Annotated in this window: 6 protein-coding genes; all 6 read right to left on the reverse strand. The window is 37.2% G+C overall.

Annotation, left to right across the window (positions count from 1 at the left end; translation table 11 throughout):
* Positions 1-737: 737 nt before the first annotated feature.
* The 6 genes from ACP6PK_RS08245 to ACP6PK_RS08270 all read right to left on the reverse strand — a co-directional run bounded on the left by ACP6PK_RS08245 (position 738) and on the right by ACP6PK_RS08270 (position 14848).
* Positions 738-2417 (reverse strand): ShlB/FhaC/HecB family hemolysin secretion/activation protein, encoded by a 1680-nt coding sequence (locus ACP6PK_RS08245; RefSeq protein ID WP_426559196.1) that lies wholly within the window; start codon positions 2415-2417, stop codon positions 738-740.
* A gap of 203 nt (positions 2418-2620) precedes the next feature.
* The gene (locus tag ACP6PK_RS08250; protein ID WP_426559197.1) at positions 2621-2794 is read right to left on the reverse strand and encodes a hypothetical protein; all 174 of its coding nucleotides are present in this window, start codon (positions 2792-2794) and stop codon (positions 2621-2623) included.
* Positions 2795-2857: 63 nt separating this feature from the next.
* Positions 2858-7117, reverse strand: a complete 4260-nt coding sequence (locus ACP6PK_RS08255; protein WP_426559198.1) for a two-partner secretion domain-containing protein — start codon at positions 7115-7117, stop codon at positions 2858-2860.
* A 1711-nt stretch (positions 7118-8828) separates the two neighbouring features.
* Positions 8829-11102, reverse strand: a complete 2274-nt coding sequence (locus ACP6PK_RS08260; RefSeq protein ID WP_426559199.1) for a CHASE2 domain-containing protein — start codon at positions 11100-11102, stop codon at positions 8829-8831.
* A gap of 683 nt (positions 11103-11785) precedes the next feature.
* Positions 11786-12475: a DUF928 domain-containing protein gene (locus ACP6PK_RS08265; protein ID WP_426559200.1), complete on the reverse strand. Its 690-nt coding sequence runs from the start codon at positions 12473-12475 to the stop codon at positions 11786-11788.
* Between the two features lie 1515 nt (positions 12476-13990).
* Positions 13991-14848, reverse strand: a complete 858-nt coding sequence (locus ACP6PK_RS08270) for an SWIM zinc finger family protein (RefSeq protein ID WP_426559201.1) — start codon at positions 14846-14848, stop codon at positions 13991-13993.
* Positions 14849-15310 lie beyond the last annotated feature (462 nt).

The raw sequence follows: 15310 nt of genomic DNA on the forward strand, positions 1-15310 counted from the left end.
ATAACTTGTCAAAAAAAAATGTAAGGGTTTAGTCTCCTTTCCCCAAACCTCATATCGTCATCCTAAATAACTTGTCAAAAAAAAATGTAAGGGTTTAGTCTCCTTTCCCCAAACCTCATATAGTCATCCTAAATAACTTGTGAAAAAAAAATGTAAGGGTTTAGTCTCCTTTCCCCAAACCTCATATAGTCATCCTAAATAACTTGTGAAAAAAAAATGTAAGGGTTTAGTCTCCTTTCCCCAAACCTCATATAGTCATCCTAAATAACTTGTGAAAAAAAAATGTAAGGGTTTAGTCTCCAAACCGAACGCGTAATACCATTTTGAAAAAAGAATGTTACGAATAATAAGGGTAATAAAAAGACATTACAGGAGATGTCCCTTTGACAAAGCGGTGCGACCCCGCGCCGTCTCACGGCGCAAGGGAACGCGCACCAAGAGAAAAAGATAATTTATAACCTAAAAAACAGTATCGAAGCCATTCATTCTGACTCCTGACTCCTGACTCCTGACTCCTAAAAAATACCCTAGCTATTTGTAGCCAACATTTATCAATTTGGTATAAATAGGATTTGGAAACCAAACCCCTACGATTAAATGTTAAAACCTATTTAGGATTGCTATACCATCTGTTTTAAGCAGTCAGCAGTCAGCTATCAGCTTCATTACCAATAAATAATTATAAATAGTTTTCATTATCAATTATCAATTATTAATTATTAATTATTAATTATCAATTAAAAAGCTCTATATCTAATATAAAAATATACGCCTTCTTCCTGCAAAGAATCTCCATTAGTATCTATATCAACAAAAGGAATACCCCAATCTAATTGAGCCGAAAAACGAGTTCCGACTTGGAACCTTAAACCCACACCGACAGAAGATAAAGTATCCTCAATTAATTCTAATTCATTACTATTCCAAACAGTACCAAAATCAACAAAAGGACTTAATTGTAAAGTAGCATCCCACTTTCTTGCTCGTAGAATAGGAAACCGAAACTCACTAGAAATAAACACACCATTATCAGCAAGTAAAGCATCCTGACGATATCCCCTTACACTTAATCCTCCTCCTAAACTAAACTGTTCTTGGGGAAACAAACTTCTAGGAGCTAACTGAAGATCTGACCTAATTAAAAATACTGTTTCTGGTGCTAATAAACGTAAATATTGTGCTTGTCCTCGCCAAGAAAAATATCTTCCATCTGGAGCTTGATTATTAACAGTAGCACCTAAAACATTTATTCCTAGAGAAAATTCTGACCTTGCCACAAATACATCTTTGGTACTTCTAAAAGCATATTCCTGAAAAAAACGCAGCGAAGAAATATTAATTTCCCCATCATCTTCTGCTCCTATAGAACCAGGAAAAGGTTCATCTAAAAGAGTAGTTTGTGATTCTTCTACAGAACCTGTTAAACCCACAGCAATTTCTGTACTAGGAGTTTGATAAATAGGTTGGCGAAAACTCATTTCATAAGTCTGAGAATTTGTATCAATATCTAATTCATTAAAAGGCTCTTCAATAATTTCACTACTGGTACGACGATGACGTAAACTAATAGTACCATTTTTAGAATTAATGGGGATAGTATAACTCAAATCATCAAGAGTATCACTACCTTCTGTACGATAATAAGTGGCATTAAGGCGATCGCCAAACCCAGTCAAATTATTATGAGAAATTTGACTTTGAAGACGAACAGTACCCACACTAGGAGAACGTAAATTATCAGCAGAAAGTTGAGCAAAAAAAGCTGGTGCTTCTTCAATTTCTATTTCTAACCTACTCAAACCAGGACGAGTTCCTGCTGTTAAATTAGCAGATAATCTTTCAATTAAAGGGTTGAGTTGTAATAACTGTAAATATTGAAATAACTGATTTTGATTTAGAGGTGTTTGAATACCAGATTCAATACGACTGCGAATATAACTAGAATTAAGTCGTTTCAGTCCGGAAATTTCAATTTCTTCAACTTGTCCTTCAATAACTTCTATTATAACAGTGCCATCTTCCAAAGTTTGTGGTGGAATAAAAGCTCCAGAAGTGACATATCCTTGGTCAAAATATAGCTGAGTTACTGTTGTTTGTGCTTCAAGTAATTCGGCAAAAGAAATAGGTCTATCTGTAAAAGGTTTCAGAACTTCTGCTAATTCTGTTGGACTAAAAACTGTACTACCAACAACAGCAAATTGGTTAACAGTAATCTTACCAGGAATTTGCAGAGGAGGATATTCGGGAGAAAGAGATGGAACTGGTTGTGGTTGGAGTAAATCATCTGGTGGTGGTAATGGTTTTACTTGTGGTAAAGGTTGAGGACTAGGGTCAACTGGTCTAGGAGTTATTTGAGCAATAGCAGGTTTAGTAGAAAAATAGGAGAAAAAAATTAGAATTATTATCCAGAAAATCATATTCAGTTATCAGCTATCAGTTATCAGGAGTCAGGAGTTAGGAGTCAGGAGCTAGGAAGGAGCTTTTTGGTTGTGCATCAGTAAAGTGTGGGATAAGTCGCGTAGGGCTGGCCAATATAATCTAAAAGCACTGATATATAGAGGTTGAGCGCCCACATGGTCGCGAAAAAAGTGCAAATTTTTTAGCCTTTGAGACTAAAAAGTTAGCACGAAAGGCAGACACTTCCCAATAAAGATACAGGTACAATTATTTCTCCTACTTCCCACCCTCCCCACACTTCCCACACTTCCCACACTTCCCACACTTCCCACACTTCCCACCCTTCCCAGACTTCCCAGACTTCCCACACTTCCCACCCTTCCCACACTTCCCACACTTCCCACACTTCCTTGACGCACTACCAGTTTTTTCTACACCTTACTAAAATCAGCAAAGTCCTCTACTCCTTACTCCCTAAAAATAGATAACAACTAGGATGAATTAATTGTGGACTAGCTGAATTAATTCTATTTGCAGTAGATGTCAGGGTTACTTTACCAGATTCAGTCATAACCCAACCCATTGCCTGAGTAATTTGTGGCACTTTCTGAGTTTCTGGCTGACGATAAACCACCACAGGTTGTTGAAACTCAGACATCACAAATTTTGCGTTCTGTTGTGTATTACTTTTACTTTCCCACCCCACAGTTCCCCTCAATACTGTTAATGGTTGAGTCGGATCGGGGGGGAGGCCACCTCTACCTGTAATCACAAAAGAACTTCCTTGTATTTCCTCACTCGTTGCTGCACATAAATTTTGTGCCACTAATGAGGAAGCATCTATCACATTAGCAGATACTTTAACCACCCCTTGAGTCGGGTCTACCTGGGTATTCAGTTCTACTGAACCATCTATACCTAAAGCTGAGGTGGCAGTAATTTCACTACTATTATCCAGAAATACTCCTTCTGTTGTAATGCCAATATTACCACCTTGACCAACTATGGCATTAGCACTAATATTGCTGTTGTCTGAACCAATTAAAAATTTTGTCTCAATATTAATATCCCCACCTGTAGCAGAGTTAGTAGCATTTGTAGTAATAGCACTCTGATTTTTTAGGTTAATTTCTCTTGCTTGTATGGTAATGTTGCCTTGTTCTCCAGCAGCAGTTTCAGCGCTGAGAGTACCATTATTGATTTGAATAGTTGGAGCATTAATCAAAAGAGAACCTGCTACCCCACTACCAGAACTGCTAACACTAATAATACTCTGGTCTTCTACTCTCAAAGAAGGTGTATTGATAGTAACAGAGCCAGCATTACCATTACCACGAGAACGAGAAGTAATAGCAGTTTCTGCCCCATCAGTATCAATATTTTCTGCTCCAAAATTAGCCAGTCGGTCATTAAAATTGACATCACTACCAGAAAGAGTAATAGCAGTATCGGCATTAATACTAATAGTTCCCGCATTACCATCATTGAAACTAGAGGTGAGAATTTGAGCGCCACTGGCGACATTGAGATTATCTACATTTAACATGATATTACCACCATTAGAGTTGCTGCGACTTCTAGCAGTAACAACAGCACCGTTACTGAGGTTGAGAGTCGGGGTAGTAATATTAAGGTTTCCACCTGGTCGTGTTGCGCCTAACTCGCTGCCAGCAGTGATAGCACTGGAGTTACCAGTAATAGAACTGACTCCAGAGATGGTAATATTGTCAGTAGCATTAACGATAAGATTTCCAGCTTGACCGTCACCTTCTGTGATGACACTAACTTCAGCTCCATCCAAAATAGTTAAGCGTTCTGTTTGAATAAATGCGTTACCTCCATCTCCTTTACCTTGACCCAAAGATAAGTTGCTTAAGTCTTCTACACCAGCAAGTATACTGCTAGGAAGTATACCATCGTCACCACGACCAGTGATTTCAATATCTTTGGCTCTTACTGTTAAGTCTCCACTTTGACCATTACCAGATGTACCCGCTCTGAGTTGGCCACCATTTCTCAAGCTGAGGCGTTCGGTATCAATGGTTAAGTTGCCTCCGTTTCCCGTGGCTCCTGACAAAACTGTGGTAAACAGACTACTAGGAAGTTGACCAGTAGGGTTAGTACCTATCAAATTAATTTCTCTTGCTCTTACTGTTAAATCTCCACTTTCACCTGAACTTAATGTTCCTGTACCAATTAACCCTCCATCTCGCAGGGTCAAACTTTGGGTATTGATGCTTAAATTCCCACCTTTTCCTGTTGCACCAGGCAGAACAGTGGTTATCAAAGAACTAGGAACTTCTCCACTTGCGCTTTGGATCAAAGGTGATACTTCTTGAATTATATTCCGAGTTGTACCATTACCAGATAATTCAATCTCTGTAGCATTGACTGTAATGTTTCCTCCTTGACCAGAACTGAAAACTCCTGCTTGAATGACTGCTCCATCCCTTTGTATCAGACGTTGGGTGTTTATTGTTAAGTTGCCACCGTTTCCTGTAGCTCCTAATTTGACTCGGCTATCTATACCACTGGGACTATTGGTTTCTGGTGAACTACCTACTGCTTCTATTTCTGTGGCATTGATAGTAATATTTCCTCCTTGACCTCCAGTGGATGTAGCTGCTAGAAGTCTGCCTCCATCCTTCAAATTCAGACGTTGAGTATTAACTGTTAAATTTCCTCCATTTCCAATAGTAATGTTGGTGAGACTATTAGAGTTGTTGCTATCATTGCTCTCAGCAGTAATAAAACTGTTACTAATTTCAACATCAGCAGCATTAATTTCAATACTTCCACCTTGTCCTTCCCCAAATGTGCTAGCACTAACTTCGGCTCCATTTTCCAGACTCAACCGTTCAGTTTCTATTAATACTTGTCCTCCATCTCCACTACCCAATGCCCCAGGAACTAGGTCTGATAGATCCTCTACAGAGGCTTGAATACTACTGGCAAACCTACCATTCTCAGAACTACCTCGTAAGTTAATTTCTTTCGCTTTCACTCTTACATCTCCACTATTTCCAACTCCAGATGTTCCTGCTCTTACTTGTCCCCCATCTTCTAGAGTTAAACTTTCGGTCTCAATATTAATATTTCCACCTTCTCCTGTTGCTCCAAATAAGACCGAACTATTAAAGCTACTTGGCAATAACCCATCTGCTGAAGTTCCTACTACTCGTATCTCTTTTGCCTTGACTACTAGTTCTCCACTGTTACCTGACCCAAATGTTCCTATTCCTATTTGCGCTCCATTCTCTAAAAGGATGCGATCGCTATTTATTGTTAATTTTCCACTATTTCCTTCTGCTTGTGGTATGACTATGGCTAAAATTGCTGCGGGAAGTTGCCCATTTAAGGCTTGCACTTGTAGTTGTTGTTGTGGGTCTGTTAAGTTTACTGGTATTGTGCCACTTGCTTCTATTTCTTGGGCGTTTACTGTTAAGTTTCCTCCAACTCCTTCTCCTAATACGTTGGCTCCTAGTTGCCCACCAGTGAATAGTTTTAAGCTTTGAGTGTTGATGGTCATATCTCCCCCTCTACCTGTTGCTCCTGGTAATACGTCTGTAAATAAACCGCTGAGGTTTTGACCGTCTGATGATGCTCCTATTACTACTATCTCTTGGGCGTTTACTGTTAATTCTCCACTTCCTCCTGAATCAAATGTTGCTGTACTAATTTGTCCTCCACTTGTTAGTATTAAATTCGGACTATTGGTTGTTATACTTGCTCCGTCCCCTGTTGCTCCTTGTCCGACATCGGCATCTACTAGGCTGTCATTTACTTCTATTGATTCACTGGCGCTTAATGATATGCTGCCTCCTGCTTGGGTTCCTAATGTGTTGCCTAGAATTCTTGATTTTTCTGTTATTTGTATCTTTTTTCCTTGTATTTGTATCTTTCCACTTCCTTCTCCACTTACGTCTACTACGGCGTTATTTTTTAGTTCTATATTGTTGAAGTTTTCTACTTCTGAATAATTTAATTCATAATTATTTTCTGTGTTTTCTATTTCAATTAAACTCTGATTTCCGACGCTCCCTATTTCGATTCTTCCTTGTTCTGTTGTTAGTTTTCCACCGTCAATTATGACTTGATTTCCTATTAATCCTAGGGTTTCTCCTGTCGGGACTTGTAATCCTGTTTCTCCTGCTGTTGAACTATTAATAATGCTTCCTGTTTGAGTTGCTATTTGATTGAAAAATAGGGCTGATGGTGCTACGGATAATAGGTTACTATTTTGCGGGTTTGTGGCACTGAATATTCCATTTTCTCCTAGTCTGATTTCGTCTGCTGTTGTGGCGATAAATGAACCGCGAATGTCTAGGCTGGAGTTGGGTCCGAAAAATATGCCGTTGGGATTGATTAAAAATAGGTTGGCTGCTCCTTCTACTCCTAGTTTTCCTAAGATATTACTGGCATTTTTTCCTGTGATTCTTGTTAATATATTTTCAATTCCGATTGGATTTGTGAAGTAGACGCTTTGATTTTCAGTTATATTAAATTCTTGCAGACTGTGGAAGAGGTTTGAACCTCTAATTGCACCTCCTTCTATTTGTTTTTTCAGTTGGTCTATACTTCTGATTTTTGTGCTTTCTTTACCTAATGTTTGGTCTGGTATTATTTGAGCTTTGACTGGTTTTTGCCAATATAATATAGGTAAAATTAGCCAGATTCCAGATGTGAAGCTGACGGAAGTAAGTAGAGATTTTAATTTCATAGTTATCTAATTAATATCGTTAGTTAAAGTGACTCAACCAACAATTCTTAATAATTATTAAATATTGTTGGTAAAAATAGATAACAACCTGGATGAATTAATTGTAAACTACTCGTTTTAAAAGTGGTCGAAGTAGATGTTATTTCAGTTATCAGTTATCAGTTTTATAATATCAGGACTTACGAAGTCAAACTATATATAGTGTATAAATTCCTCATTTTCCCAGATAAACCCGCTATAATTAGTGCCGTTGTGTAAATCATGAATATGTCCCTAACTAATTTTAGTGGTAATTAGTAGTAAAAAGATAACAACTAGGATGAATTAATTGTGAACTAGCTGAATTAACTCTATTTGCAGTATATGTCAGGGTTATGTTACCAGATTGAGTCATTACCGACCATACATGAAAAAAAAATACTCCTGAAGAACAGGCAGTATTTCAGGAGCTAACTGACGAGGAGCTAGAGTTATACCAATTTCATAAAATATTGCTACAGTCACGGCACAGGCAACAGCTCATCTGGCAAAGAAAAAAAATAATAAAAAATAGGAAAAAAGGTTTAATTTTGAGAATTTATGGGATTTATCAAGTTTTTTATTCTAGGAATAAATCACAACTTAAGATGTAACTGCCTTTTTTGAATTTGGTATTAGTGAGTAGTGGTATGTGGAGGTAGTGCCACTTTGTCCAGAGGTTTATAAATAGGGTTGTGCATCAGCAAAGTGTGGGATAAGTCGCGTAGGGCTGGCCAATAATGGTCTAAAAGCTCTGAGATATAATACCAGTTTTAAAAAAGAATGTTACGAATAATAAGAGGGATTGTGCATACTTTATAGGGATGTCCTTGTGACTAAAAAGATGATTTATGAACTTAGAAATAGTATCAAAGCTATTCCCATACGACTCCTGACTCCTGTCTCCTGACTCCTAAAAAATTCCCTAGGTATTTGTAGCAAACATTTATCAAATTGGTATAAAGGTTGAGCAACCAAAAAGTTAGGACAGGTGGCTGACACTTCCCAATAAAGATACACCCTACAATTATTCCTCCTTGCTGGAAGGGAAGTCTCCCCACACGGACCACACGGACCACACTTCCTTGACGCACTACCATAAATAGTTGGGGTTGATTAACTATTGTCGATTTGCTAATATTTATTCACATAAATTGATATAGTTGCTATAGATTGTGCTATAATCGCCCTTAGACAGAGTAGTTTGTGGTGCAAAACCAGGCCACTATGTAACCGCTATCCTGATAAGTTATCTCTAGCATGGTCAAGTAATTAAAACCTCTGCGAACGCCGATACAATTTTGCTAACATTTGTTAACAATGCACAGCAAACAAGACCTGCTGAGGGGGTATCTCCCAATGTCTACAAGAAAACCTGTAGACGCTTTGTACGGACGTTGCACAGGCAAAAATGCGTTTTCCGTTCCGGAATGCTCCGCAAACATGTCGCGCAGCGATACGTCCCTTCTGTCGCCTTGGTTATCGGCTAATATTAGTCGCAATTTATTCTTGTGTCTCCTAATTAGGTAAGTAATCAAAGTAGTAGTACCTCTTATTTGATAACTTGAGTAAGAACTGCAGAAATACTATCTAGAAGAACATTGATATTCAATATCATCTACCCAAATTTTCTGGCAAATATAGCTATTCAAATCTAGGACACCTAGACTTCCTCTAATAGCTATCTTTAAATTTACTTTTTTAAAGAAGACTGATATAAACTATCAAGTTGTTGAATAACAGATTGAGGCTTGAAAGTAAAACGGATATAAAAAGTTTTTGATGCTTCTTCTACTTTTAATATTTTCCCATAAATATGTTCACTCATAAATGATTGATTGTCAGGCTTCAATAAATTAAGTTGAAGATTACTGTAGGGTAATGGTATTGAATCTGTTGAAGCCAATTTATTCATCTCTATCTCTGCACCTCTCTGAGAAAGCTTAATTAAATTGCCTTTAAATACAGTATTACTAATTTGTTTTCCTTCTACAATCAAATAAAAGATGGGAATTGGTTTTTCTAAAAGTAATAATATTTCCTCTTCTCTTGGTAAAAACAGATTATATTTACCTCCTATACCTCCTACCTCGTAAATATTGATTGGATTACTCATCCCTTTAGGTTTGATTTCCTTGGTACTATCTATTCTTAATTTTGAAATACCGATCGCTTCTTTAGTAGAATTAGAAATCAAGATTTGATTCCCAATAGCATAAGTTTCTATCCGAAAAGCTAAGTTAACTTCCCAACCAATAGCGGTATATTCGGTATGTTCTTCAGAGCCAATATTTCCGACTACTGCATCCCCTGTATTAATACCAATACCCATCTCTAAAGCTGGTAATCCTAAGACTTTAATTTTCTTATTAATAGACTCCATTTCTAACTGCATTGCTAAAGCACAAGCAACTGCTCTTTCTGCATCATCTTCCCTAACTATTGGAGCACCAAAAAGAACCATTATTCCATCACCAAGTAACTTGTCAATATTACCGCCATAGTCTGTGATTATTTTTAATATATCTTGCAGATAAATATTAATAATTTCTACTACATCTTCTGAAGATAGTTGCTCAGAAAGAGCTGTAAATCCTCTTAAATCAGAAGCTAATACAGTAATAGTTTGTCTTTTACCACCTATTTTTAAACCTTCTTTACTTTCCAATAAATTACTAACTATTTCCTGGGAAAGATAACGGCCAAAAGTTTTTCTAATCCCACTAGCAGTACCAGCAACATAACCTGTAATGACAAAGCAAGCACCTACTAATGCTAATAGAGGTGGTATAACGGGAATCCACCAACCATAAATTAAACCAATATAAGTGCTACCAAATAAAATAAAGATTTCTAGACCTAGGTATTTAAATAAAGCTAATGATAAAAATTGTTTTGTTTGATTTCGCCAGTTCCATGTAACTGTAGCTCCAACTCCGGACCAAATAAAAATCCATAACCATTCCTGGGGTTCAGACCAAGTTCCGATTAAGGAACGTTCATTTAAAGTAGCACTAATAATTTGACTAATAAAATTTGCTTGAACCTCTACTCCTGTCATTGGCTGTGGCAAGTTTAACCAACTACTACTATATGGGGTATAGAATAGATCGTTAAAACTTTCTCCTACTTTGCCAATGAGAATGATGCGATCGCGTCCCCAGTCTGGAGGTACCTGGTCCTCAAGAATATCTGTGAGACTAACAATTTCAAAATAACCATTCGGCCCCCGATAGTTGATTAATAACTGATACCCACCCGCATCAGTTTTCACATAGCCACCATCATTTTCTTCAAAGGGAATGAATATTTGATTTCCAATACGCCAGTTATTAGTTCCTTCTACTTTCTCTGCTTTAATATTTTCCTTTTTTAAATAACGCAATGCTAAATGTATAGCAAAACTATGTATTCTTTCCCCATCTTGATTATCTAAGAAAAATAAACCTCTTCTGACTCGGCCATCTGCATCGACAATCATATCATTTGCCCCTACCTGTCCTTTTTCTTTTAAAGCTGGTGGTGGTGCTACTCCTTCTTGTTTATCATCCTCTACTACTTTCTGAATACCAACTAGATTCGGAGTATTTTGAAATACTCTAACTAATTCTTGATGACCAGGTGGTACAGGTAAATCTCGGTAAATATCTAAACCAATAGCTCTGGGTTCCATAGCTTTGAGTTTTTCGAGTAGCTTGGCGTATGTAGCATCGGGAAGAATGGGTTGACCTATTCTGTGGATGTCTGCTTCATCAATACCAATTATGGCAATACGCCGATCCTGTGTAGGTAAAGGTCTGTTTCGGATATAAAAATCGTATGTACTCCACTCCCATAACTGTAATATTCCGGTTAGGCGCAGTAAGATAACAAAAGCAGTTATGCAGGGAGTTGTTATCCACACCCCGCGCCACTGCCAGATGAATAATTTGAGTCTTGCTCCTAGAAAATCATAACGAGATTTCACTCAGGGTTAACTACTGAAGCTAAATAATTGGACAAAGTTATACCGTTTCACGGAAGTCAAAAGTCGTAGGGGCGTTTTGCTACGCGACATATAAAACGTTTACGGCAGCATGACCTTAGGAAAGTTGTGCGTAGGTAATGGCCATTTTCGGCTGTCGCCGACATGTTTCGGCTAAGAGCCGACATGAATGCGGAGCATTCCGTCAGGAAAACCCCCGTACAAAAGTCAGGCATTAAGATTTTATAGACTCGAAACTTTGATGACACAGTAATTTCAGGAAATTATTTCACATCTTAAGTTTGCAACTATTTGTGACATCTTTAAAGTGAATTGGTATTAAATATATCTATATAAATCTTGAAAACATTGGAAGGTTGTACTCAAATAACAGAAAATTAAAACTAAGCTTAATTCATATTATACTCAAGGGTATTAACCCTATACAAAATTTTTAAGAGGTTATTCCCTGTCAAAAGGTGTGGAATAAATCCATGAACCTTAATATCCTGAAAATAGTATCCAAAAGTAGCTAAAGTTTTCAAATTTTAATTTATAGATATTAACTAGATATTAGTAGCATGAAAATGTTACGATTCCTTATTTAGCTAGCCGTTTAAATTGGCCAGCTAACTTGATTCAGTCATTTTTTCTTATCGATCTTCAAGATAATTTAACAATTTTCATTATCTTTGATCGGATTGTATTTCTTGAGAAAAATCAAAGATTTGGCTATCGGCAATTTTTCCTAGTCCTACTGATTGTAAAAGTTCTTTCCAGGCATTAGGATAAGCTGCACGAGATTTTTCTAAAGTTGTGATAGTTTCGCTCCAGACAGATGATTCAGCATAGAGTTTGGCTTGCTCTAATGGTTTTTCCTCCAGTTGTTTCAATTTAGCTTCTGTTTGTGGAGTTAGGGAGGTACGTTTTAACCATCCGTTAATATAATAATCTAAGCTACGCTGGTATGGATTGCAAATTATACCAAAATGCCAAAAATAAGTGTTATTCGGTTGTAATGCAACATTTTTTGGTAAATTTACTTTCACAATTCCAGCAGACTGGGGCAGAGATATATTGGTTATGTATATTGGTTCTCTGACTCTATTTGTCCAATCATAGACAGCAAATTCTGCCTTTTGTTTACTGCTTTTTGGAACATATAGATAGACAGTTGGGTTAGGACTAACTGTTGTACCTATATTATTTTGTGGCATTACAGCAGTTAGGTTGACTCCTGATTTTTCTTTTATTATTGGATTACATGGACCACGAGACCCAGCTCCTCTAGTTCTAGATGGCGCACCTCTTGAATCTGATTCAGGAAAATCTATTGCCAGCAATTGTGATGCCTCTGATTCCATCTGATTTGTCAATGTAGGTTGCGGGTGATTAACTCGAGGAGCTGAAACTAAAAGACTTACCAAGGAAAGTCCTAAAAAGTTTCGTACAAACATGGTAAAAAATCACTACTGTATAAATTTAAAGGTATTATAGCTATTGGTATTTTTAGCTAGCTAATCTTAATTATAACATATTGTTGTTTTTTAAAATTGTTATTAATGTTATACAAATCATCAAGCTTTCTAGAACAATTAAAATTAGCTCAACATAGTTTTTATTGCCAAAGATAATTAGGAGCGAATTATGAAATATCCTGTAACAACAAATTCCGTGATTTAACAGATGAAAAGCAATGAGAGTTTGAGAATTTATAAACTTCCTAATCTATTTGCGTAGTGCTATAACAAAGAAATCAGGGAAGTAAGTTTAGCATTTCACGGAAGTCAAAATTCAAAAGTATTTTATATAAATAATCTTACAAAATTTGGGTTATTGGAAACAAGGAAAAGGAATTTGTAGCCAATATTATCCAAATTGTATCCATTCTGAAAAAATCATATTACAAATACTTTAGGTAAGTAAGAAACAAGAGGTAAAAACTAAGAAAAATTGTGAATTTTATAGCTGTTAACTTTTGACCAAGAAATTAAGTTCTCAAGCCTCGCCTTAGCTGGGCCAGGAGCTGTCGCTCTACAAGGCTGGGCCGTTTCATTCTTGCTTAAGGCTCCTGGGGAGCAGGGGAGTAGGGAGCAGGGGAGAATTTTCCACCCTTTACCCACATGGCATCCCCAATATTCATCAATTATTCTTAAAGGTTAAAAATACGAATAGTTTTGATTTGAGGCTATTGAACCAGATATTTAGACAGAGTTTAACTAGCTATTAGCTTTTCCTTAGGTCATGCGGAGCTTGCCAGCATTTAGCAGGAGCGCTAAAATCCGAGGGTTTAAGTCCCCCACAAGAGGAGAGAAAAATTGCTGGTGCGCTTTGCGTGGGGGTTATAAGACGCGGAGCGGCAACTCTAGAGTATCCCCCATTATACACAGTGAAAAGCTAATAGCTGACTGCTGAGTGCTGAGTGCTACTTCAATGACACTCCGAAGCTGAAAAATCGGCACTGATATGGCTAATTTCTCTATTTTCTGCTCCTAAACATCTCCCGTTCTCCTTAAATTGTTAACTCACGATATGAATGAAACAGCCCTAGGCTCTACAAGGGAGTAAAAAGCGGTCGTTTTGCTGGCGCATAACTATCCTAGGTCATGCTGCGCAAACGCAGTTCCTCCGTTTGCGCAGCATTCCGCAGGAAAGGAGGCTAACTGTTAACGTTAACGTTAGCGAAGCTCCTCTGCAAGAGGCAGTTCCTCTGTTTTGCTGACGCAAAGCTCCGCTTTATATGTCGGCTACAGCCGAAGTGCGTAATTAGGAGCATTCCGGAACGGAAAGTTGTGTGCCAGCAAAACGCGGAGCGACATGGAAAGCGGAGCATTCCCTATACGAAAAAGCGCAGCTCTGACCCAGGAGGCAAGAGGCTAACTGAAATGACTTTAGCTATCATATTCATCTTCTCCCTGGTTCAATGCTTTGATCGCTGCCTGCTGACTCACATTCTGATAAATTTTCTGGAAATAATTCATAACAATATCAGCAGATGCACCTAAAGGAATATGCCCTAAGACATCTAAAACTGTCTCATTACTTGGGGATGGCGTAATCACTACTAAGGAAGAATCTAACTGTTGATTATATTCCCAGAATTGCTCAATTTTTAGAGTTTCTTGAGTAGCTGAAGTTATAGTTCGAGGGTTGGTAAGTAAGTCCTTACTTTGTATTTTTTCAGATTTTATTTGTTTGGTTTCTGTCACTCTTTCATCTTCACTTTTACCCCGTTTTTGACGTAGTTCTTCTAAGATTTTTTCTTTGGTACGACCGCGTAATTGAAATAAGAGAAATGGGTCGTCACTGAAGCGATCGCCTAATAAATAATAAACTGCTGCAATATGTTTACAAACTCTAGCTGGGTCTGGGCAGTCACATTTAGCATGGATATCGTCTAAGGTAAAAGGAAATAGTCTTAAGCCATTAGCAGCAAAAACTTCTTCTATATTTTGAGGCATTTCTCCTGCTAATAATTTGGCGGTAAAAATTGCTCTTTCTGACAAAGTTTTAATGATAAAATTCCAGTCTTCATCAGTGAAAGTATCTAACCATAATGATAATTTGTATGGTTCGGGTGCTGTACCTTGAACTTGGGAAATAATTTTTTGTTCTTTAAATTCTATACTCAAAACATTGCCTTGTCTGGCATAATTTCTTGCTCTTTCTAATCGTTTTTTAAACCGATAAGAATTTAACAAGTCTATCCATTGTTGAGTCCACCATTCTTTGTCGCTTTGTAAGTTCATTTCAGTTATTAGTTATTAGTTGTAGCACAGGCATCTTGCCTATAATAATTGGTTGTAATATTTTATCGTAGGGGTTTGGTTTCCAAATCCGATTTTTGCTTGCGTTGGGAGACTAAACCCCCGATAATTTTTTTCAGAATAGGAATTATGCTAAAATACTATATATAGATTTAAAAACTATAACGTTATAGTTTTGAGCGCTATATCTGGTATCTGGGTCAGTCTGACAGATATCATTTAGGTTTAGCATAGTTCCTGTTAGTTATTTATCTTTTTATTTATCCTTTGGTGCTTAGATTTGGAAACCAAACCTCCTAAAGTTTTTTTCAGAACAGAACTTATGGCAAGGTACTATATATAGAGTTAAAAACTATAGCGCTAGAGTTTTGGGGGCTATATCTGGTATTTGGGTCAGTCTGACAGATATCATTTAGGTTTAGCATAGTTCCTGTTAGTTATTTA

Origin of the sequence: Dapis hubbardiae BLCC-M172 (assembly GCF_050016015.1) — a bacterium.
Classification (GTDB): Bacteria; Cyanobacteriota; Cyanobacteriia; order Cyanobacteriales; family Microcoleaceae; genus Trichodesmium.